This window comes from Sneathiella sp. P13V-1, from assembly GCF_015143595.1.
Lineage (GTDB): Bacteria > Pseudomonadota > Alphaproteobacteria > Sneathiellales > Sneathiellaceae > Sneathiella.
The window spans coordinates 200,752-220,703 of sequence record NZ_WYEU01000001.1 but is presented as its reverse complement, the minus strand read 5'-3'; the positions used below and the strand labels follow the sequence as shown (position 1 = coordinate 220,703).

19 protein-coding genes are annotated in these 19,952 nt (G+C 49.0%); 10 read left to right on the top strand and 9 right to left on the bottom strand.

The features are described 5' to 3' along the window. Window positions 1–24 precede the first annotated feature (24 nt). Complete coding sequence (locus GUA87_RS01075; RefSeq protein ID WP_193714683.1) at window positions 25–1,749, top strand: diguanylate cyclase; 1,725 nt, start codon at window positions 25–27, stop codon at window positions 1,747–1,749. Window positions 1,750–1,759: 10 nt separating this feature from the next. After that, window positions 1,760–3,013 carry a DUF2336 domain-containing protein gene (locus GUA87_RS01070; RefSeq protein ID WP_193714682.1) on the top strand — a complete coding sequence of 418 codons (1,254 nt, stop codon included), beginning with the start codon at window positions 1,760–1,762 and terminating at the stop codon, window positions 3,011–3,013. Here GUA87_RS01070 and argB read toward each other — a convergent pair whose 3' ends face one another. The 6 genes from argB to rpmH are packed head-to-tail and all read right to left on the bottom strand — an operon-like array spanning window position 3,014 to window position 7,141. Then, window positions 3,014–3,931, bottom strand: a complete 918-nt coding sequence (gene argB / locus GUA87_RS01065) for an acetylglutamate kinase (protein ID WP_193714681.1) — start codon at window positions 3,929–3,931, stop codon at window positions 3,014–3,016. 10 nt (window positions 3,932–3,941) lie between these two features. Continuing rightward, the gene (yihA, locus tag GUA87_RS01060; protein WP_193714680.1) at window positions 3,942–4,592 is read right to left on the bottom strand and encodes a ribosome biogenesis GTP-binding protein YihA/YsxC; all 651 of its coding nucleotides are present in this window, start codon (window positions 4,590–4,592) and stop codon (window positions 3,942–3,944) included. Between the two features lie 23 nt (window positions 4,593–4,615). Then, the gene (gene yidC / locus GUA87_RS01055; RefSeq protein ID WP_193714679.1) at window positions 4,616–6,340 is read right to left on the bottom strand and encodes a membrane protein insertase YidC; all 1,725 of its coding nucleotides are present in this window, start codon (window positions 6,338–6,340) and stop codon (window positions 4,616–4,618) included. Window positions 6,341–6,356: 16 nt separating this feature from the next. Continuing rightward, a complete protein-coding gene (yidD, locus tag GUA87_RS01050; RefSeq protein ID WP_193714678.1) occupies window positions 6,357–6,638 on the bottom strand; it encodes a membrane protein insertion efficiency factor YidD in 282 nt (93 codons plus the stop codon). Continuing rightward, entirely contained in the window at window positions 6,631–7,002 is a 372-nt protein-coding gene (gene rnpA / locus GUA87_RS01045; protein WP_193714677.1) for a ribonuclease P protein component, read from the bottom strand. The genes yidD and rnpA overlap by 8 nt, the downstream gene beginning before the upstream one ends. Window positions 7,003–7,006: 4 nt before the next feature. Next, complete coding sequence (gene rpmH, locus GUA87_RS01040; protein ID WP_193714676.1) at window positions 7,007–7,141, bottom strand: 50S ribosomal protein L34; 135 nt, start codon at window positions 7,139–7,141, stop codon at window positions 7,007–7,009. Window positions 7,142–7,541: 400 nt separating this feature from the next. Between rpmH and GUA87_RS01035 the strand changes: the two genes are divergently transcribed. The 6 genes from GUA87_RS01035 (at window position 7,542) to GUA87_RS01010 (ending at window position 13,311) form a co-directional block, all read left to right on the top strand. Continuing rightward, window positions 7,542–8,321: a TVP38/TMEM64 family protein gene (locus tag GUA87_RS01035; RefSeq protein WP_193714675.1), complete on the top strand. Its 780-nt coding sequence runs from the start codon at window positions 7,542–7,544 to the stop codon at window positions 8,319–8,321. A gap of 20 nt (window positions 8,322–8,341) precedes the next feature. Continuing rightward, window positions 8,342–9,772: a dihydrolipoyl dehydrogenase family protein gene (locus tag GUA87_RS01030; protein WP_193714674.1), complete on the top strand. Its 1,431-nt coding sequence runs from the start codon at window positions 8,342–8,344 to the stop codon at window positions 9,770–9,772. 74 nt (window positions 9,773–9,846) lie between these two features. After that, on the top strand, window positions 9,847–11,238 hold the full coding sequence (locus GUA87_RS01025; protein ID WP_193714673.1) for a sensor histidine kinase: 1,392 nt from the start codon (window positions 9,847–9,849) through the stop codon (window positions 11,236–11,238). Window positions 11,239–11,315: 77 nt separating this feature from the next. Beyond that, window positions 11,316–11,711, top strand: a complete 396-nt coding sequence (locus tag GUA87_RS01020) for a hypothetical protein (protein ID WP_193714672.1) — start codon at window positions 11,316–11,318, stop codon at window positions 11,709–11,711. Window positions 11,712–11,802: 91 nt separating this feature from the next. Continuing rightward, window positions 11,803–12,579 carry a methyltransferase domain-containing protein gene (locus GUA87_RS01015; RefSeq protein WP_193714671.1) on the top strand — a complete coding sequence of 259 codons (777 nt, stop codon included), beginning with the start codon at window positions 11,803–11,805 and terminating at the stop codon, window positions 12,577–12,579. 3 nt (window positions 12,580–12,582) lie between these two features. Continuing rightward, window positions 12,583–13,311: an S-adenosyl-l-methionine hydroxide adenosyltransferase family protein gene (locus tag GUA87_RS01010; protein ID WP_193714670.1), complete on the top strand. Its 729-nt coding sequence runs from the start codon at window positions 12,583–12,585 to the stop codon at window positions 13,309–13,311. Here GUA87_RS01010 and ggt read toward each other — a convergent pair. After that, window positions 13,308–15,020, bottom strand: a complete 1,713-nt coding sequence (gene ggt, locus GUA87_RS01005; protein ID WP_193714669.1) for a gamma-glutamyltransferase — start codon at window positions 15,018–15,020, stop codon at window positions 13,308–13,310. The two genes, GUA87_RS01010 and ggt, sit on opposite strands and share 4 nt — an antisense overlap. A gap of 131 nt (window positions 15,021–15,151) precedes the next feature. Between ggt and GUA87_RS01000 the strand changes: the two genes are divergently transcribed. Both GUA87_RS01000 and GUA87_RS00995 read left to right on the top strand, forming a co-directional pair. Further along, window positions 15,152–16,153, top strand: coding sequence for a P1 family peptidase (locus tag GUA87_RS01000; protein WP_193714668.1), 1,002 nt, complete (start codon window positions 15,152–15,154; stop codon window positions 16,151–16,153). A gap of 14 nt (window positions 16,154–16,167) precedes the next feature. Then, window positions 16,168–17,646, top strand: coding sequence for an ABC transporter substrate-binding protein (locus GUA87_RS00995; RefSeq protein WP_193714667.1), 1,479 nt, complete (start codon window positions 16,168–16,170; stop codon window positions 17,644–17,646). A gap of 68 nt (window positions 17,647–17,714) precedes the next feature. Here GUA87_RS00995 and GUA87_RS00990 read toward each other — a convergent pair whose 3' ends face one another. Both GUA87_RS00990 and GUA87_RS00985 read right to left on the bottom strand, forming a co-directional pair. Beyond that, window positions 17,715–18,446 carry a glutathione peroxidase gene (locus GUA87_RS00990; RefSeq protein WP_193714666.1) on the bottom strand — a complete coding sequence of 244 codons (732 nt, stop codon included), beginning with the start codon at window positions 18,444–18,446 and terminating at the stop codon, window positions 17,715–17,717. 148 nt (window positions 18,447–18,594) lie between these two features. Continuing rightward, complete coding sequence (locus GUA87_RS00985) at window positions 18,595–19,860, bottom strand: hypothetical protein (protein WP_227711641.1); 1,266 nt, start codon at window positions 19,858–19,860, stop codon at window positions 18,595–18,597. Window positions 19,861–19,952: the final 92 nt, after the last annotated feature.

The following is a 19,952-nucleotide window of genomic DNA, read 5'->3' as shown; positions in this document are numbered from 1 at the left end:
TGGTGTTTTTAAACGGGTATTGGAATGGGAAAACTGCGAAATCAGATCGCGGGATTAGGGCTGCTAGGGAAATCCGGGCAAAAGGGGGATGATCTTCTTTTGAACCCGGGGTTGGTCATTGACCAGTATCCAGGCCCTGCATTTCTGGTCGCTGAAGACGGCCGCCTGTTACACGCGAATGAAAAATCCGACCTTATTTTGCGCGAGCTGACGTCGGCCAAAACAAACGGTGTCGAAAATCTGAAAGAAGCAATTTCAGATGGGATCAGCAAGCAGCTAAACCTCAAACTTGAAAATGCTCTTGGGGAAAAAAGCGCTTATGATATCGCAGTGGTACCCATTGAGAATGAGGATGAAAGTCTTTGCCTGGTGTGCGCCCTTGACGGCAGCATGCAGTATAATCTCATTGATGCCTTGGTTGCTTCTCGTCAGCTCTTTAAGGATCTTATTACCTGTACGGCTGAATTTGTCTGGGAAACAGATGAGGAAGGACATTTTCAATATGTATCCCCGCGCGGCGCATTTGGATTTTCCGCTGCCGAACTGGACGGGATGAATGTGGCAGACCTCTTGATGGGGCAGGCAAATCAGGAAGCGGGAAATATCAACCCATTTTCAGTGAAAGAACCTGTTCATGCCAAGCAAATCTGGCTGAGGGCCAAAGACAAAAGTCCTGTATGTATGGTGATTAATTCCATTCCGGTTTTTGACACTCTTGGAAACTATGTGGGTAGCCGGGGCGCTGGGCATGACCTCACTGCAGAGATTGAACAAAAGCAGTATCTGGAGTTTTTGAAGGCACAGGAAGAAACTGTAAGCAAGATTGTGGATGCCATCCGCCGGGAAGTGGAGGCAGATAGTCTTTTTGATATTGCAGGGCAGGGAGCGTGTGACGCGCTCCACAGTACCCAAATTGTGATCGGGCGCCTTAATCTGGCGAGCCATCTGGAAGTTGCCTATTCAAAAGGTGTGAGCGCTGAGATCGAGAATATGCTTGATGAATGGTTCTGGAAGGCGAGGGAAGCAGAACTTACCTCGTCAGAAGTGATAACGCTTCAGCAGGAAGACCAGCTTGTTCATGTCGCGCCTATTCAGCTTAAAGATAACTTGCACGGCTATATCGCAATGGTCCGTGATCGAACTGCGCTCGCCATAACCAATGATGAAGAAGCACTTCTTGGGGTTATTGCAGGCCATCTGGGGGTGGCGCTTATCCAACTGACAGCCCGTGAAATGCTGGTTGAACTTTCAAGGACTGATGAATTAAGCGGTTTGCTCAATCGCAGGGCCTTTAACGAGGATGTGCTCAAACGCATCGCTCATGGTAAGCGAACTAAGCGGACGAATACTCTTTTCTATATCGATCTGGATAACTTCAAGCCCGTGAATGATCGATTTGGTCACGAAAAGGGCGATGAAGTTCTGATTGCGATTAGCAATCTGTTGAAAGAAAGCAGCCGCGTTGGGGATCTGGTGTCTCGTCTTGGCGGTGATGAGTTTTCAATGTGGCTTGAAGACTTAAGTGAGGAAGACGCTGTCTTGAAAGCTGAAAAGCTGCAAAAGGATTGTTTGGAAGTTTCTAACCAGTTGGATGTTCATGATCCGAGTTTGAGTTTCTCTATTGGCATAGTCATGTCCCACGGAAATACAGAAGATACTCTGGAAAGCCTGCTCTCCCGAGCAGATGCGGCTATGTATGAGGTTAAGAAAATGGGCAAAGGAGCATTTGCCCTGGCTAAAGATACTTAAGGGGTTTGGTATGGTTCTGGGCAAATTGTTCGGACGTAAGAAGGTCAAAGAGGTTAGCTACGAAGATAGCAAACTATTAGCCAAGGATAACAATCCAAAGGTGCGCGCAAAACTTGCGTCTAATCCAACTGCGCGTCCTGAGGTCCTTTATTTTCTGGCGGAAGACACCAATGCTGACGTTCGTAAGAATGTGGCGGGTAACAGTAATACTCCCCATCAGGCGAACAATATTCTGGCAACGGATGAGGATCAGGAAGTTCGCGGTGAATTGGCGCGAAAGATATGCAGATTACTGCCTTCACTAAGCGGCGAAGAAGCTGCGCAGTTGCGTGAGCAAACCATCGAAGTGTTGGAAATACTAGCGCAAGACCAGCTTCCTACTATACGGGCAATTCTGTCTCAGTCCTTAAAAGACAGTCTGGATGCACCTAAGCACGTGATCAAATCTCTTGCGCAGGATGTTGAAGAAATCGTTGCCGGTCCTGTTCTTGAGTTTTCGCCGCTGCTTTCAGAAGCGGACCTTCTTGAAATTATCGCGGGCGGTGTAGCTTCTGGAGCTATGTCATCTATCGCACGCCGCGCGAATATCTCTGAGGATATTTCTGAGGCGGTTGCCGCCAGTCTGGATGTCCCTGCTGTTGCGGCCTTACTTGCCAATAAATCCGCGCAGGTTCGCGAGGAAACTCTGGATCAGATCATTGATCAGGCGCAGGGGATTGAACAATTGCATGAACCTTTGGTGATGCGGGTGGATCTTTCCATAAGGGCAATGCGCAGAATTGCTGGGTTTGTTGCTGTGTCTCTGGTGGACAAGCTGGTCGAAAAGAACAAACTTTCCAAGGATGTTGAAAAAGAGCTGAAGAAACAGGTGCGCGATCGTATCGGCAAGAAAAACACTTTTTCTGAGGAAGAAGAGGAGACTGGTGTTGACCGTGCGATCGCTGCCCACAAAGTCCGGAAACTGAACGAAGATACCATTACCGAAGCGGTTGCGAATAAGGACGTTGAGTTTATTCAGGCTGGTTTGGCCTTAATGGCTGATATTCCGGTGACAACGGGTAAGTCGATCCTAAATTCCCGGAATGGTAAAGTGGTGACAGCACTATGCTGGAAAGCCGGCCTTTCCATGCGCCTTGCCATGAAAATTCAGCAGGATATTGCACATGTGCCACCGCGGGATATTGTGAACGCCAAGGACGGTGTTGCCTACCCATTTGATGAAAAGGAAATGGACTGGCAACTGTCCTTCTTTACAGGGGGCTAGTTAGCCCCTCACATTTTCCTGATGGATCATTGTGCCGATGCCATGTGCTGTGAATGTTTCCAGCAGCAAGACATGGGGAATACGCCCGTCAAGGATGTGAGCTGCTTCCACACCGCTTTCCAAGGCATACAGGCAGGTTTCCAGTTTCGGGATCATACCGCCTACGATCGTTCCGTCATTTTGCAATGCGTTCACTTTCTGCGGTGTCAGACGGTTGATAAGTTTTTTATCCTTATCCAGAACACCTTCCACGTCCGTCATCATAATAAGCTTGCTGGCACCCATGGCCGCAGCGATATGACCAGCCGCGGTATCGGCGTTGATGTTATATGTCTGACCATCTGGGCCCACGCCAATAGGGGCAATGACAGGAATAACATCAATTTCTTCCAGACTCTGCAATAGTTCCGGATTGATGTGGCTAGGCTCTCCGACAAAGCCAAGGTCAACAATCCGTTCGATATTACTGTCTGGGTCGCGCTTTGTCCGCTTCAGTTTGTTGACCTGGATAAGATTGCCATCTTTACCGGAAAGGCCAACAGCAAGGCCGCCTGCCGCATTAATATCCATCACGATATTCTTGTTGAGAGAACCGGAGAGGACCATTTCCGCGATTTCAACAGTGGCCGTGTCTGTCACCCGCAAGCCATCAATGAAGGAGCTTTTGATTTTCAGGCGATCCAGCATATTACCAATCTGTGGGCCGCCGCCATGCACGATAATCGGATGAATGCCGACCTGTTTCATCAGAGCGATGTCTCTTGCGAAGTCTTCCGCAAGTTTTTTGTCACCCATCGCATGACCGCCGTATTTGATCACAAATGTCTGGCCAGCAAATTGATGCATATATGGCAGAGCTTCAGACAGGATCTGTGCTTTTTTAAGTTGCTCTTCCACACTCATATTTTCATTTGTCATTTTCTCGTCCTTACTCGGCCAAGCTGGCGATCTCTGCCCTTAATTCTTCAATACCGGTCCCTTTTGCAGAACTTGTCAAGAGAACAACAGGGTGTGCTGCTGGACGTTTGGACAATTCTTGCTCGGTTTTTTCAATGACTTTGTCGAGTTCTGACTTTTTGGATTTATCCGATTTCGTCAGAATGATCTGGTAATTCACTGCCGCTGTATCCAGCATTTTCATCACGTCGCGGTCTACATCTTTTAATCCGTGACGGCAATCAATCAATAAGCAAACCCGTCGTAGTTTCGGGCGACCCCTTAAGTAGGTATTTACCAGACCTGTCCACGCTTCAATTTTGCTTTTGGAGGCTTTCGCATATCCGTGCCCAGGCAAGTCAACAAGGTAAAGTTCCCCGCCCAGTTCGAAAAAGTTGATCTGTTGGGTGCGTCCCGGAGTGTTGGATGTTCTTGCCAGCGTATTGCGATTTGTCAGCGCATTGATCAGGCTGGATTTACCCACGTTCGATCTGCCCGCAAAGGCAACCTCGTTAAGTGGCAAGTCAGGCAACATTGTTAGGGTTGCTGCTCCTGCCACAAATTTGCATTCTTGCGCAAAAAGGAGGCGGCCCTTTTCAATGCGGGCCGCCTCTGCTTCATTTTGCTCTGTTGGATGTGTCATGGCTTTAAAAGCCTCCCTTATCCTCAGCTATTAACGGAAACTCCCATCCGACGCATAATATACCATTGTTGGGCAATGCTAAGGATGTTGTTCCATGTCCAGTAAATCACAAGACCCGCAGGGAAACTTGCAAGCAGTGCTGTAAAGAAGATCGGCATAAACAGGAAGATCTTTGCCTGTACAGGGTCTGCTGGCTGCGGGTTAAATTTCTGCTGCAAGAACATGCTAAGGCCCATCAGGACCGGCAGGACCCCGATCATCAGCATTTGCGGCGGATCCCACGGGATCAGGCCAAACAGATTGAACATGCTGGTTGGGTCTGGCGCAGACAAATCTTTAATCCAGCCATAGAATGGTTCGTGGCGCATAAGCAGTGTTACGTACAGAACCTTATAAAGGGCGAAGAAGATAGGGATCTGAATGATAATCGGCAAACAGCCTGCCGCTGGATTTGCCTTCTCTTTCTTGTAAAGCGCCATCATTTCTTCGTTCAGCTTTTGACGGTCATCGCCAAAACGCTCACGAAGTTTTGTCATTTCAGGCTGCAGTTTTTTCATCTTCGACATGGACACATAAGACTTGTGGGCCAATGGCAACAAGAACAGCTTGATGAAAACGGTAATGATCAGGATCGCGATACCCATATTTCCAACATGGCCGTGCATGAAGTCCAGCGCCATGTAAAGTGGCTTGGTCAGGAAGTAGAACCAACCCCAGTCAATCGCCAGTTCCAGGCGGTCGACTTCAAGGTTCTTTTCGTAATCATCAAGAAGATCAACTTCCTTCGCACCAGTAAACAGGTTGTTTGTTGCGGAGGCTGATTGGCCTGCGGCAATTGTAACGCCTGTCTGGTTCAGATAGTCTGTTTGGAAACGACCGTTAGATTTGATGTAGTTAAAGCGGCTTTTCAAGTTCGCGTTCTGATCTGGAAGCAGCGCTGCCAGCCAGAATTTGTCTGTGATACCAAGCCAACCGCCTGTGGAACTGATTTCTTTGGAATCGCCTTCCATGAGGTCGTCATAATCAATTTCTTCAAGAGTTTCGTTGAAGACACCAATAAGACCTTCGTGAAGGATGTAGAAACCTTCAACCTCTGGCATGCCTGTCCGTGAAATCAGACCGTATGGAAACAACGTTACGTCTGCGCTTGTGTTGTTCTGAACCTTTTGTTCAACGGTAAACAGAAATTTGTCGTCGACAGCGATGGTACGCGTGAAGACAAGGCCCTCACCATTATCCCATGTAAGGACAAGTGGTTTGTCTGGTGTTATTTCCTTTGCAGAGGTGGACCAAATCGTGTCAGGTGTTGGAAGTTTGACATTTGTTCCAGGTGCTATGCTCCAGCCAAAATCAGCGTAATAGGGGTTAGGTGAACCTGAAGGGGCAAAAAGGACAATTTCGCCACTGTTCGGGTCTACTTCCTGGCGATAGTTGATCAAGGTTACATCATCGAAACGTGCACCTTTCAAGGAAATGGAGCCGTGCAATGAAGGGGTGTTGATTTTTACACGTGCAGCTTTACCCAGAACTTCTTCGCGCGAGAGGACTTGAGCCGGAGCCGCGCCGCTAGAGGGGGCGCTGGCGTTGCCCGGTGTTACCCCTGTCGGGGCCGGAGTAGAGCTGTCCGTCGCTATTGCCTGTTGTTCAGCGGTTTGTTCTGGGACAGGGGACGGGAAGAAATATTGCCAGCCTAGGATAATGGCAAGGCAAAGGATGACCGCAAGAAACACATTCTTCTGATCTGACATTATTTAAACCCTAATTCTACTCAGTGGTGACGCCGTCGGACGAATGTGCCCCACATTGATGTTGTTTATGTTTCAAAGGTGGAACCGGATCGTATCCGTGTCCACCCCATGGATGACACCTGCCAATACGCCGCGCGGCCAGCCATAACCCTTTTATAGGTCCATGACGCTGCAATGCCTCAATAGCATAGGCGGAGCAAGTCGGTTGGTACCGGCAATTGGCAGGAAGATAAGGGGATATGCAGTATTGGTAAACCTTTATTGGCACCTTTAGCAGAAAAGTCACAAAATTACGCATGTACCCCCCTTTCTTCGTAAGCACCTACCTTTTTCAAAGCTGTTATCAGGTCAGCTTTGAGGTCGTTATGCTCTCGTTCGGGGGTGTCTTTTCTGCCTATGAGCACATAGTCCCAGCCCGGCTTGGCGTGAAGGGGCAACAATTCATCAGCGATGGCGCGAAGCCGTCTTTTGATCCGGTTCCGCACAACAGCATTGCCGGTTTTCTTTGTTGCCGTAAAGCCCACACGCAAACGGCCCGCATCCGCGCATGACGGATCATACGCAGCTTGCAGGACCATTCCGGGAGTTGCCCATCTGCGCCGAACTCCCGCAACGCGTAAAAAATCCGCGCGCTTCTTTAGTCGTTCGACGCCTTTCGGCATGATATTACGCAGAAAGGCTCTTGCGGCCTTTAGAGCGACGATTAGAAAGAACGCGACGACCGCCTACTGTTGCACGGCGAGCGCGGAAACCGTGGCGACGAGCGCGCACAAGTTTACTTGGTTGATATGTACGTTTCACGTGTCTTCTCCGACTATCATTCGTACCAAATTGCACGAAGAGAAATTCAAGCCCCGCTGTATACGGGGTGATCCTCACGAAGTCAATGGATCAAGTTACTTTTGATGACAATTGTTAGGGAGCCGTGGATTTGCTCACATAAACTCGTCTCACATTTGGGTGATCAGAGCTTAACGGACACAGAGTTATGACTATGTTGAAGCAACGGATCTTTTGTTAAAGGGCTCAAAAAGATTGGAAATGAGCCAATTTAACGGATTTTTTCGGGATTCGAAGTGTATAGTCAAGCGACTGATCAGAATTGGCCTGCTTTTTAAAGGGTTTTCAGTGCGATTTTGGTTTTTGGCGTGTCGCGGCGCCTGGGGTGGAGTTGAATTTACGAGGAAGGGATGATTCGACTATGAGCAACACGGCAAACGGTCAGACGGTCGAAGCAGTCAGTAAGATTAAGAGGTTTCTACCGCTTCTAATAATTGTGGCAGTTTTTGCTTTATTTTTTATTTTGGGGCTGGACGAATATCTTTCTTTTAATGCGTTGAGCGACAACAGAGACAAATTGCTGGAATTTGTCGCGGAAAACTATGTGATCGCTCTGCTGATCTATTCAGTTCTTTATACAATCGCTGTGGCAGCATCTTTGCCAGGTGGCTTGCTTCTGACAATCTCAGGAGGGTTCTTGTTTGGATGGTTTGTTGGCGGGCTGGTTACCGTTATTGCTGCAACGGTCGGTGCGACAATCCTGTTTATGGTTGCAGCAACGTCTGTTGGTGAAGTGCTGCGCCAGAAAGCAGGACCATGGTTGAAGCGGCTGGAACATGGTTTTCAAGACAATGCGCTTAGCTACCTACTCTTTTTAAGGCTCGTACCAGCATTTCCATTTTGGCTCGTCAATATTGCACCCGCTTTTCTCGGGGTTTCGCTTCGTACTTATATTATCGGAACGTTTGTTGGTATTATTCCGGGAACTTTTGTTTTCGCCTTCCTGGGGACTGGGCTTGATAGCATTATTGTGGAACAGCAGGAAAAAGTTGCTGCCTGTAAGGCAAGTGGCGCCGCTGTTTGCAATGAGAATTTTGAACTTGGCTCCTTAATCACCACCGAGATAATTTGGGCCTTTGTTGCTTTGGGTGTCATTTCTCTCATTCCAATTATTATCAAGCGCGTAAAGCGGTCCGCGTAAGAATAGTCAGGAGATTGGAAATGGCGCAAAAAGTTATCAAGACGGATCTGTGCGTGATAGGCGGTGGATCAGGTGGTTTAAGTGTTGCCGCAGGTGCTGTTCAAATGGGGGCGGATACGGTCCTTATTGAAGGCGGCAAAATGGGGGGAGATTGCCTGAATTATGGCTGTGTTCCCTCTAAAGCCTTGATCGCAGCCGCTAAGAAAGCGGCATCACTCGATCACGCGTCCGATTTCGGTGTGAAAGGAGAGCGCCCGAATGTGGATTATGGCGCCGTGATGGATCACGTTGCCTCCGTCATTGCGGGTATCGCCCCTCATGATTCTGTAGAGCGGTTTGAAGGACTTGGTGTCAATGTTCAGGAAGGATATGGACGCTTTATCAGTCCCCGTCAGGTTGAAGTTAATGATACGATCGTGGAAGCGCGGCGTTTTATCATCTCTACAGGCTCATCCCCAACCGCTCCTCCAATCCCTGGATTGGAAGACGCGGGGTATCTGACCAATGAAACCCTTTTTGAAAATCGCGAGATGCCAGAACATTTGATCGTGATCGGCGGGGGGCCCATTGGTATGGAGATGGCACAAGCGCATCGCCGCCTTGGGTGCAAGGTAACTGTACTTGAAGCCTTTAAGGCTTTGGGTAAAGATGATCCCGATCTTACCTCCATCGCACTTGAAGCCTTGCGGGGTGAAGGTATTGATATTCGTGAAGGCGTCAAAATTGCGAACGTGAGCCGGGATGTGGACGGTGTTCAGATCCACTTGGAGAGTGAGCAAGGCGGCGAAGTGATCTCTGGATCGCATTTGTTGGTCGCGGCGGGTCGCAAGCCAAACATTGATCGTCTTAATCTTGAAGCGGCGGGTATTGAGTATGACCGTCCGGGCATTAAAGTTGATGCCCGTCTTCGAACCAGTAACAAGAAGGTTTTTGCCATCGGCGATGTGGCTGGCGGATATCAGTTTACCCACATGGCCGGATATCATGCAGGCATTGTTATTCGAAACGCCTTGTTCCGGCTCCCTGCTAAAGTCAACTATGACGCAGTGCCATGGGTGACCTATACAGATCCTGAAATTGCCAATGTGGGCCTTACCGAAGTGCAGGCACGGGAGAAATTTGGGGATGATATCCGGGTGCTGACTTTTGACTATAAAGAAAATGATCGTGCCCGCGCAGAACTTCGCACCGAAGGCATGGTGAAGGCAATTACGACAAAGAAAGGCAAAATCCTTGGTGCAGGTATTGTAGGCCTGCAGGCCGGTGAACTTATTCATCCGTGGACCCTTGCCATTTCAGGTGGTTTGAAAATATCTGCGATGGCGAGTTTTATTGCCCCTTACCCAACATTGGGCGAGCTAAATAAAAGGGCCGCAGGCAGTTTCTATACACCTTCATTATTTAGTGAGAAAACCAGGAAGATTGTCCGTTTTCTCTCTAAATTCGGGTAGTTGTGGTGTAGGGAGGCATAAAAACCTCCCTCTTTCATTGTGGGGCAACGGCATAGGGTATATTCTCCTGACCCATGGCTATGATCAAATCCATATTGGGCATCTTTCGAAGCCTTTCAGCACGACTTCTGCTTTTGACAATCCTCTTTGTCATGCTGGCAGAGGTATTAATTTTTGTGCCTTCTGTAGCGTTCTATCGGCTTAATTATCTGGACAAAAAAGCTGAATTTGCCCATTTGGCAGCGCTGTCCGTGCTGGCGGCGCCAGACAATATGGTTTCTAAAGAACTGAAAGAAGAACTCCTCTTCCGGGTAGGTGCCAGATCGGTGGTTTTCAGAAGCCCTAACTCGAAAATGCTGATGCTCGCTGAAGATATGCCTACTCATGTGGATGCGGTATTTGACTTGAATGAAATGGGGCCGGTTAAACTCATAGAAGACGCCTTGGAAGCGTTGTTGCAGACGAAGGATCGGATCATTCGGGTGACGGCTCCGATTAAAGATGTGCCAACGTCTTCTTTGGAAATGGTCATTGATGAAGCCCCATTAAAAGATGCGATGTTGGAATATGCGTCCAACATCTTCTGGCTTTCTCTGGTGATTTCCCTGCTAACCGCTTTCCTTGTGTATCTGTCACTGCACTGGTTTATTGTCCGTCCTATGGGCCGGTTAAGTGCGAGCATGATCGCGTTTAGGCGTAATCCGGAAAATGTAGATGCGGGTATCAAGGCGTCTGATCGTCTTGATGAAATTGGGGTCGCGGAGAGAGAGCTTAACATTCTTCAGGCCCGTCTCCGTTTTGCGCTCAAGCAAAAAGAACATCTGGCGGCCCTTGGAACGGCGGTTACAAAAATCAGTCATGACCTCAGAAATATTCTGTCCACTTCCCACATCGTAAGTGATGGTCTGTCTCAAGTGGATGATCCACGGGTTCAGAAAGTGGTTCCGCGATTGGTGGACAGTATTAACCGGGCAATTCAGCTTTGTACCGAAACGCTGAAATATGGCAAGGCAGACGAACGTGCGCCAGACCGGGCCAATTTCCCATTAAGACCCCTTGTGGAGGAAGTGGGGGGAATGGTGTCGAACCACCCTGATCAGAAAGTTGTTTGGAAAAACGGCATTCCCGAAGACATGCAGGTTTTTGCAGATAGGGAGCAGCTCTATCGTGTGTTGATGAACCTGGTGCGTAATGCGGCGGAAGCAATTAACGGCAATGGCGAAATCCAGGTTTCTGCAATTTACAACGGTAATCTGATTGAAATCAGGGTAGCAGATAACGGACCAGGAATACCTGACCAAGCAAAAGAGCTCTTGTTTGAGCCTTTCGCAGGGTCTGTGAAAAGTGGCGGTACCGGCCTTGGGCTATCAATTGCCCGAGAGCTGATGCAGTCCCATGGTGGTGATGTAAGGCTTTTACGCTCAGATAACAGCGGAACTATTTTCGTTATTAACCTTCCTTGTTAAGGAAATGGAAACTCCCTCGCAATTATTCTTCATTCTGGAATAATGTTGCGTTCAAAATGAAGCGCGAGGTCTTGGGTATGTTGCGTCTATTCACAGTTGGGTTATTGCTTGCGCTGATGTCGCTTACAAGCGGCTGCACGACTGCGGCTGTTGCCGTTATTGATGAGAAAATTTCTCAGATGACGGATAAGGACTGCACGACCGTTAATATCATGCTGGGTGAAGATTATTGTCGGGACAAGAAACGCCAAATCAAACAAGAGCAGGTATATTGCTATAAAACACTTGGCGGGATTGACTGCTACGCCACAAAGGATCCATATGAAGCCAGCTCCAGCGAGCGGGTGCGTGAAGCCAGCGCCTTGGGTTCAGATGGGGCAAAAGTGACCTATATTGGCCAGTCGGAGCAATCTTCAGGACCATTGTCATGGTTGTTCGGAAAAGACAACTCTGAGACAGCCGAAGTCGACTAAGATCAAATTTCATCCCTTACAATAAGAGACCCACTGGCCTATTATATTAGTGGTTGTCGTATGTCATTTCTATGTTTGGGAGTTATGTCGAATGGTATGGAATCCTGACCAATATCACTTGTTTTCAGATCACAGATTGCGCCCGGCGCTGGACTTGTTGTCCCAAGTTCACCTCACGACGCCACGTGTCATATATGATCTCGGGTGCGGCACAGGAAACGTAACATCACTTCTTTCAAAGCGGTGGGGTGATTCCATTATCGTTGGTGTGGACAGCTCTGCTGAGATGTTGGAAAAAGCAAAAAATGACCACCCCGCGCTGGAGTGGAAACAGGCAGATATTCAGCATTTTGAACCTACAAGCAAGGGCCATCTGATTTTCAGTAACGCCGCGCTTCATTGGCTGGACAAACATGACGAGTTGATCCCGTCTTTGTTGGAGCAATTGATTCCGGGTGGCGTCTTGGCTGTCCAAATGCCAAATAACTTTCAGGCGCCTTCTCACCAGTTATTGTATGATCTCGCCCTTTCCAATGGGTGGCGAGATAAGGTGGGCAGTCTTGTGCGTCCTGCCCCAGTCCATAAACTTGAATGGTACTATGATCTACTGTCTTCAAAAGTCGCAAACCTGAACCTGTGGGAGACTACCTATTTTCAGGTGTTGGGCGGCAAGAACGCGGTTCTTGAATGGACGCGTGGAACGGCTCTTCGCCCCTTCTTGGCGGCGCTTGATAGCGATGAAGAGCGCAACACTTTTGAGCAGGAATATGCAGATCTCCTTCTTGATGCCTATCCGCAACAGGAAGATGGCTCCACTATATATCCTTTCTCTCGTCTCTTTATCGTGGCGGAAACCGAAAGCGATTAAGTCATGATCCTGACATTTACGGATTTCGGCGGGCGGGGACCCTATCTTACCCAAATGAAGGCCGCGATCCGTAAACACGGATTTAAAGGGGATATTTGGGACCTGTTTTCTGATGCGCCAAGTTTTGATTCCAAATGTGCGGCACGTTTGCTGGGGGCTTATTCCCCGGACTTTCCAAGGCGATCAGTTTTCCTAAGCGTAGTTGATCCGGGTGTCGGAAGCGATAGGGGCGCAATTGCCATCAAAAGCTTGGGGCAGTGGTTCGTTGGTCCTGACAACGGCTTGTTTGAATATGTCATTCGCCAAGATCCGGAAGCAGAGATTTATCAAATATCGTGGAGACCGGAAAAACTGTCCTCCAGTTTTCATGGACGGGATTTATTTGCACCGGTTGCGGCCAAGATCGCGTTGGGGGAGGCGGTAGAGGTGTTATCCAAGCTACAACTTTCAGAAATTGTGCGTCACCCTTGGCCTGAGCAAATGCAAGAGATTATCTACATCGATCATTACGGCAATGCTATGACCGGAGTTGATGATCTGGAAGATGTTCAAGGTGTCAGAATTGGAGGCGATATAATCCCTCTCCTCAGAACCTTTTCTGATGCCGATAAAGGGGCTTCGCTGGCATACAAAAACGCCAACGGCCTTCTTGAGATTTCCGTCAACCAAGGGCGAGCTGACCAACGGTTTGACTTATCCGTTGGCAGCCCGATTAACGTAATTAGAGGTTAGTTCTGTAAAACAACACCTTCACGGCGAGGATCCGCGCCGCCTTCATATCCTTGGTCTGTCACAAGGATGCCATGAAGGCCGCTGTTAAGGGTGCGGATTTTCACCTTATATCCCTTGGCTTCCATAGCTGGCAGCAAGGCTTCCAGAATTGTCCCCTGTTCCAGATCCAATGTCCCATTTCGGTTGATGTGATGAGGAAGGTCGATGGCTTCCTGCATGGAAAGGTTCCAATCCAGTACGCCAATAATTGTCTTCGTCACATATCCGATAATGCGACTGCCCCCAGGTGATCCGATCACCATTTTCAGATTTCCTGAACTATCCAGCACAATCGATGGGGACATGGAGCTTCGGGGGCGTTTACCTGGCTCAATTCGGTTGTTGATCAGTTTGCCATCTTTCTCTGGACGGAAGGAGAAGTCAGTCAGCTGATTGTTGAGAATAAATCCACCCGCCATCAAGCGAGAGCCAAAGACATTTTCGACTGACGTTGTAATAGAGACGGCATTTCCATTTCCATCCACAATGCTGAAATGACTTGTGGAGGGAAGTTCGATCGCGTCATCGGGACTTAGGAGGCCTGCTTTCTTGGACGGGTCACCAGCTTCAAATGGAACGCCTGTTCTGTCTTCGGATATCAGGGATCGTCTTGTCTGCAGATATGTGTCAGACAGAAGTCCTTTGACAGGAACGGTTACAAAATCATCGTCGGCCAGATATAATCCACGATCTGAAAAGGCAAGGGCACTGGCTTCAGAAATAAGATGGACGGCTTTTTCGCTACCGGCGTTGTGGGCACTTAAATTAAAGGGTTCCACCAGTTTCAGAATTTGCTGACTGGTCACGCCACCAGATGTGGGCATTCCCATGCCGCAAACATTATTCCCACGATAGAGACTGCAAACAGGTTCTTTCTCCTGCGCGCTGTAGCTTGCCATATCTTCCATGGTCAGCAGGCCCGGATTTTGTGGATCGCTCTTGACGGCAGCGACAATTTTCTCTGCAAGTGGGCCTTTATAAAATCCATCAGATCCTTGCTCGGCGATTAAGCGAAGGCTTGCTGCAAGTTCCGGGTTTTTAAGAAGGGTCCTAACTGGTTTGGCCTCACCCTCCGCAGTGTAAAAATAGCTGCGGGCAGGTTCTTTATTTTTAAGGAACTTGTCGCGGTTAAGCAAAAAATGTAGACGCGGTGAAATCTCGAAGCCATTTTCTGCAAGCCTGATGGCAGGTTCAAAAAGATCTTTCCACGGCAGGTTACCGTGCTTCTTGTGAGCGAGTTCCATCATGGCAATGATGCCTGGAACACCTACGGCTTTACCGCCCACAACCGCATCGTAGAATTTCTGGGGCGTGCCATCTGATTTCAAGAAAAGGTCAGGGGTAACAGCCGCCGGTGCTTTTTCGCGGCCGTTAAAGGTTGTGACCTTTTGGCTTTTATTGTCATAGTGAAGAAAAAAAGCGCCCCCACCGATGCCGGAGGATTGGGGTTCTACCAGTGTTAGCACCATCTGAGTGGCAATCGCTGCATCAACCGCGCTTCCCCCCTTAGAGAGAATATCAAACCCAGCTTGGGACGCGTGCGGGTTCGCCGCGCTGATGATGAACTTGCCTTTGTGTTCCCCCGCGGAGACGGGTATTGCCAATCCCACAAAAAAGAACAACGTAACTAATTTAATGATTGGGTTTGCCAATCTTCGTGAAAGTTTCATATCATCACCCGAATGAGACAAAATATTGTTTTTATTCAAACAAAATTATTGGTACACTGATAACAACGGTAGGCTTTAAACAACTTAAAAGCTTAAATTGTTGCCATAAAAAGTGAAGTAGAAAAGTGCAAATGATTAACCCCGGTCACAAAAATCTGATTACCGATGTGGATGGTATCAAGGTTGGGAACAGCCATGATGAGACGTCTATTTCAGGGGTGACGGCAATTGTTCCTGATAACGCAGCGGTTGCCGGGGTTGATGTGCGGGGCGGTGGTCCTGGAACCCGAGAAACCGAGGTTCTGCGGCCCGATTGCCTGGTTGAGCGGGTTGACGCCATCGTGTTGAGCGGCGGATCTGTTTATGGTCTTGAAGCTGCCTCTGGTGCGGTATCAGCACTGGCCTCCCAAAAGCGCGGATTTGCCATCCACGACTTTAATATCCCCATTGTGCCGTCGGCTATTCTATTCGACATGATCAATGGGGGCGATAAAAACTGGGGTGATATGCCCCCTTACCGAGATCTTGGAAAACAGGCGGTTCTGGATGCCGGAGAAGATTTCGGACTTGGTAATGTGGGTGCAGGATATGGTGCCAATGCGGGAACCTTAAAAGGGGGACTCGGATCCTGCTCCGCGGTGACAGAAGGCGGTATTCAGGTTGGTGCCGTGATCGCCGTAAACCCGGTTGGCAGTGTTGTTGTTCCTGGGACCCATAACTTCTGGGCTTGGGAGCTGGAGCAAAATAACGAATTTGGCGGCTTTGGAGCGCCAAAAATTGAAGGTAACCTGAGCCTAGACGGGTTGGATGGAAGTCGCCTTGGGGCAAATACTACAATAGGTGTTGTGGCAACCAATGTCGCAATGAGTAAATCACAGCTACAACGGGTTGCGATCATGGCACAAGATGGTTACGCACGTGCAATACGGCCTGTACATACCCCGTTTGATGGGGATACTATCTTTGCTATGTCCACCGAGAAAAAAGAAATGGACAAGCCAGAACCACTTGCGTTGGCGAAAATTGGGGCCATCGCAGCGGATTGCGTCGCAAGGGCAGTTGCCCGCGCCGTTTACCATGCTGATAGTCTTGGGATTTACCCCGGCTATCGCGAACTATTTGACAAGAAATGAAACAGGAGAGTGGGATGAAAAAAGTACTTGTCGCAGCTGCATTGGCATCAGCGGTCCTGTCGCCGATTGCTGCGGAAGCTGCAAAAACCACATTTAACTATGGTATGCGTTTGGAACCACCTGGACTGGACCCGCGTACAGGTGCAGCGGCAGCGATTTCCCGTATCACCCTTTATAACATCTATGAAGGTCTGACACGTATTGATGCTGACGGTACTGTAAAGCCAGCACTTGCGAAAAGCTGGACGATCAGCCCAGACGGTCTTGTTTATACATTTAACCTGGAAGCAGGTGTGAAATTCCACGACGGATCTGACTTTGACAGCTCCGATGTGAAATACACATTTGAAGAAAATGCCGCAGAAGGCAGCCAGAATAAACGTAAAGGTCGTTTCACAAATATCGCAAGCATCGACACACCTGATGCAAACACTGTCGTTTTGACTTTGAAAGAACCACGCGGTGATTTCCTTGCTCAGCTTGGCGAGTCAACAGCGGTAATCGTGGACCCTGACTCAGATGGCGGCAACGCAACAAATCCAGTTGGGACAGGTCCTTACAAATTCTCCCGTTGGATTAAAGGCGATAGCGTGAAGCTGGTTGCCGCGGACACTTACCGTGACAAAGCTGCTATCCAGATCAAAAAAGTCAACTTCCGCTTTATCAACGATTCTGCGGCTCGTATGGCATCCCTTCTGACAGGTGATCTTGATCTGACGTCTGTTCCAAACGAAACGTTGGAGCAGTTTAAAATTGGTGATCAGTTCGAAATTCTGGAAGGTACCACCAACGGTGAAACCATTCTCAGCACGAACAACAAAAATGAAGCGCTGTCCAAGCTGAAAGTCCGTCAGGCGATTGCCCATGCGATCAACCGTCAGGAAATCATTGATGGTGCCATGTTCGGTTATGGTACTCCAATTGGATCACACTTCGCACCTCACCACCCAGATTATGTAGATCTGTCTGGCACGTATCCTTATGATCCGGAAAAATCCAAAGCATTGCTTGCAGAAGCTGGTTATGCGGATGGTCTGGAACTGTCTTTGAAATTGCCTCCAGTGGACGACTATGCCCGTGCGGGTGGTCAGATCGTGGCATCTCAGCTTGAAAAAGCGGGCTTCAAGATCAAAATCGAAAATGTTGATTGGCCAAAATGGCTGGACGAAGTTTATAAGAAGAAAAACTACGACCTGTCTATTGTGAGCCATGTGGAGCCAATGGATATCAATATCTATGCTCGTAAAGGCTACTACTTCAATTATGAAAACGAGACTTTCAACAAAGTTATCGCAGAAGCTGAAAAAGCGCTGACACCTGCTGTTCGTTCTGCAAAATTGAAAGAAGCGCAACAAATTCTGGCTGATGATGCGGTAAACGGCTTCATGTTCCAGCTGGCTGCGGTTCAGGTAAAACGTGCTGGACTGAACGGTGTTTGGAAAGACTGGCATATCTTCGCAACTGACGTTGCACGGATGAGCTGGGAAGACTAAGCGTTCAAGTGATTAATTGAAAAGCCCGCCAGAAATGGCGGGCTTTTTTGTTATGTATGGTATGGAGCTTAAGCAGCTAAATAGGCTTCCAGCTCATCTGCCCCGCCAATGCGTTCCCCATCAATGAAGATCTGTGGGGCTGTATACGCGCCAGAGACAGCTGCAAGACTACGGTAGGTCGCATCAGAGCCCAGCGTGATTTCCTCGAACGGCAGGTTAGCCTCTTTCAGCGCAGCTTTCGCCCGGGCGCAGTGGCTGCAGCCGGGTTTGGCAAATACCGTAATAGCTTTTGGGGCTTTCGCATTTGGATCAATGTAATTCAACATTGTATCGGCGTCAGATACTTCAAAAGGATCGCCCTCGACTTCTGGCTCAATAAACATCTTTTTGACCATACCGTCATCCACAAGCATGGAGTAGCGCCAGGAGCGTTTGCCAAATCCCAGATTGGATTTATCCACCAACATCCCCATCCCTTCTGAGAAAGTGCCGCAGCCGTCAGGAACGAAATGGATGTTTTCAGCATTTTGTGTCTTCTGCCATTCGTCCATGACAAATGGATCATTTACAGACAGGCAGATGATGTCATCTACGCCAAGTTCCTTGAAAGTGGTCGCCAGTTCATTGAAACGAGGAAGGTGGCTGGAAGAACATGTCGGGGTGAAGGCACCGGGAAGGGCGAATACAATAACCTTCTTGCCCTTAAACAGCTCCTCAGTGGATACCTGTCCCCAATTGTCACCAACACGGATAGGGAACGAGCAATTTGGTACAGCTTGGCCTTCCATATTTTTCAGCATATTTGACCTCTCTCCTGTTCAAATAAATTTGATTTCCTGCTCTACATATATACAGCGGAAAGAGTTCAACAAGTATGAGCAAGCTCAATAGCCCATAAAAAAAAGCGGCGCTAAAAGCACCGCTTTTCAAAATCCCAGTTAAAGGGAATTATCTGACGTAGACGTGCACTTCACCAGTAAGCGCCTGACCGCTTGAAGCCGCGCTCAGATTAACGCGGGAAGCTGGCAAGCCCATATCTGTAAGGGAGCGCAGCACTTTTTGGGCGTTACGCGTCGATTTGGACTGGTTCAACGCCACATCGGCGGCACCACCTTGCATTGGGGAAACCGCAACAACATCAAAGACGCTTTGTGGGCGGCCCTGCAATGTACGGTTCACCGCAGTGTAGAGAGCCTGTTCATATGGAACATCTGGACGGTCAAAGCGAATGACGACCAGTGGCTGACGATTGCCTGCCTGGAAGCTCTGAGTGTTGGCACCGGCAAATGGCGCACTGCTTGCGATCGGTGAAGGTGCGCTGTAGGCACGATTAGCAAGGCTTGCTCCAAGAAGTTCACCATTCTTAACCGCGTGTGACAATGTGGTGAGGTTTGCACGCTCGTTACCCACGTAGGCTGTCTGGCGGCTGATGTCCTCTGACAGTTCGTTCAACAGACGGTCAACCAGAACAACTGTGCGGTTGGTTTCATCTTCCAGAATGGCTAGCTGACGGTGATCTTCTTCAATCGCGCCCGAAAGGCCATAGGCAGCCCGAGTTGATTCGAGAAGATATGCGGACATGCTTGAATCGCTCGCCACTGCGTTTGCCAAGCTGTTCATCGCAGAAATGTCAGCGCCGATTCGCTCTAGCTGCAACTGAGCCTGATTCCATTGATTGATGAGAATAGGGTTACCAGGAGTTGTTCCCACTTGCAGGCGTGTATTAATCGCCGCAATTGTACCGTGATAGGCCTGTGAGTTTCCAGTTGTCGCTGTACGGATCTGCTGAAGTTGCTGGTTGCGTGTCTGCAGGCGCTGTTGCAACGCGCCAAGTTCAGAGCGAAGAACGGCAACTTTCTGACCGACAAAAGTTCCTGTGTTCGGGGCTGGGGTGACGCCCGGTGTCACGAAGTTGGTCGATCCAAGGATCGGAGGCTGACCGGCAACGACTGGCGCAGTATTAACACCTGTCACGCCATTGGTTGCACCCTGTGCTGCGCCTTGTGCCGTCGCACTTGCTGTTCCCGCTGCGGCACTTAAAGTAGGCGCTGGGTTTGCTTCTGCAGCTGATGCCTGAATTGGAACTGGCGCTCCAACGCTTCCTCCCGCTTCTTCGCCGGTGAGTACTGGCAGTAGGGATTCATCTACGAAAGAACACCCCGCGGCAAGCAAAGCAACGCTCAGCGCGATTGGTCGTGAAATGCGAAATGACATATCGTGAAACACTCTTTTTTTTGTCGTACTACCCGTCGGCGGGTATACGAAGCCCCCTTGTTCGAACAAATCCGTTTTTAAATACAATAAAA

Bases quoted from the DNA above. Each gene is read 5' to 3' on its own strand.
- GUA87_RS01075 (WP_193714683.1), top strand. From the start codon at position 25: ATGGGAAAACTGCGAAATCAGATCGCGGGATTAGGGCTGCTAGGGAAA.
- GUA87_RS01070 (WP_193714682.1), top strand. From the start codon at position 1,760: ATGGTTCTGGGCAAATTGTTCGGACGTAAGAAGGTCAAAGAGGTTAGC.
- argB (WP_193714681.1), bottom strand. From the start codon at position 3,931: ATGACAAATGAAAATATGAGTGTGGAAGAGCAACTTAAAAAAGCACAG.
- yihA (WP_193714680.1), bottom strand. From the start codon at position 4,592: ATGACACATCCAACAGAGCAAAATGAAGCAGAGGCGGCCCGCATTGAA.
- yidC (WP_193714679.1), bottom strand. From the start codon at position 6,340: ATGTCAGATCAGAAGAATGTGTTTCTTGCGGTCATCCTTTGCCTTGCC.
- yidD (WP_193714678.1), bottom strand. From the start codon at position 6,638: ATGCGTAATTTTGTGACTTTTCTGCTAAAGGTGCCAATAAAGGTTTAC.
- rnpA (WP_193714677.1), bottom strand. From the start codon at position 7,002: ATGCCGAAAGGCGTCGAACGACTAAAGAAGCGCGCGGATTTTTTACGC.
- GUA87_RS01035 (WP_193714675.1), top strand. From the start codon at position 7,542: ATGAGCAACACGGCAAACGGTCAGACGGTCGAAGCAGTCAGTAAGATT.
- GUA87_RS01030 (WP_193714674.1), top strand. From the start codon at position 8,342: ATGGCGCAAAAAGTTATCAAGACGGATCTGTGCGTGATAGGCGGTGGA.
- GUA87_RS01025 (WP_193714673.1), top strand. From the start codon at position 9,847: ATGGCTATGATCAAATCCATATTGGGCATCTTTCGAAGCCTTTCAGCA.
- GUA87_RS01020 (WP_193714672.1), top strand. From the start codon at position 11,316: ATGTTGCGTCTATTCACAGTTGGGTTATTGCTTGCGCTGATGTCGCTT.
- GUA87_RS01015 (WP_193714671.1), top strand. From the start codon at position 11,803: ATGGTATGGAATCCTGACCAATATCACTTGTTTTCAGATCACAGATTG.
- GUA87_RS01010 (WP_193714670.1), top strand. From the start codon at position 12,583: ATGATCCTGACATTTACGGATTTCGGCGGGCGGGGACCCTATCTTACC.
- ggt (WP_193714669.1), bottom strand. From the start codon at position 15,020: ATGAAACTTTCACGAAGATTGGCAAACCCAATCATTAAATTAGTTACG.
- GUA87_RS01000 (WP_193714668.1), top strand. From the start codon at position 15,152: ATGATTAACCCCGGTCACAAAAATCTGATTACCGATGTGGATGGTATC.
- GUA87_RS00995 (WP_193714667.1), top strand. From the start codon at position 16,168: ATGAAAAAAGTACTTGTCGCAGCTGCATTGGCATCAGCGGTCCTGTCG.
- GUA87_RS00990 (WP_193714666.1), bottom strand. From the start codon at position 18,446: ATGCTGAAAAATATGGAAGGCCAAGCTGTACCAAATTGCTCGTTCCCT.
- GUA87_RS00985 (WP_227711641.1), bottom strand. From the start codon at position 19,860: ATGTCATTTCGCATTTCACGACCAATCGCGCTGAGCGTTGCTTTGCTT.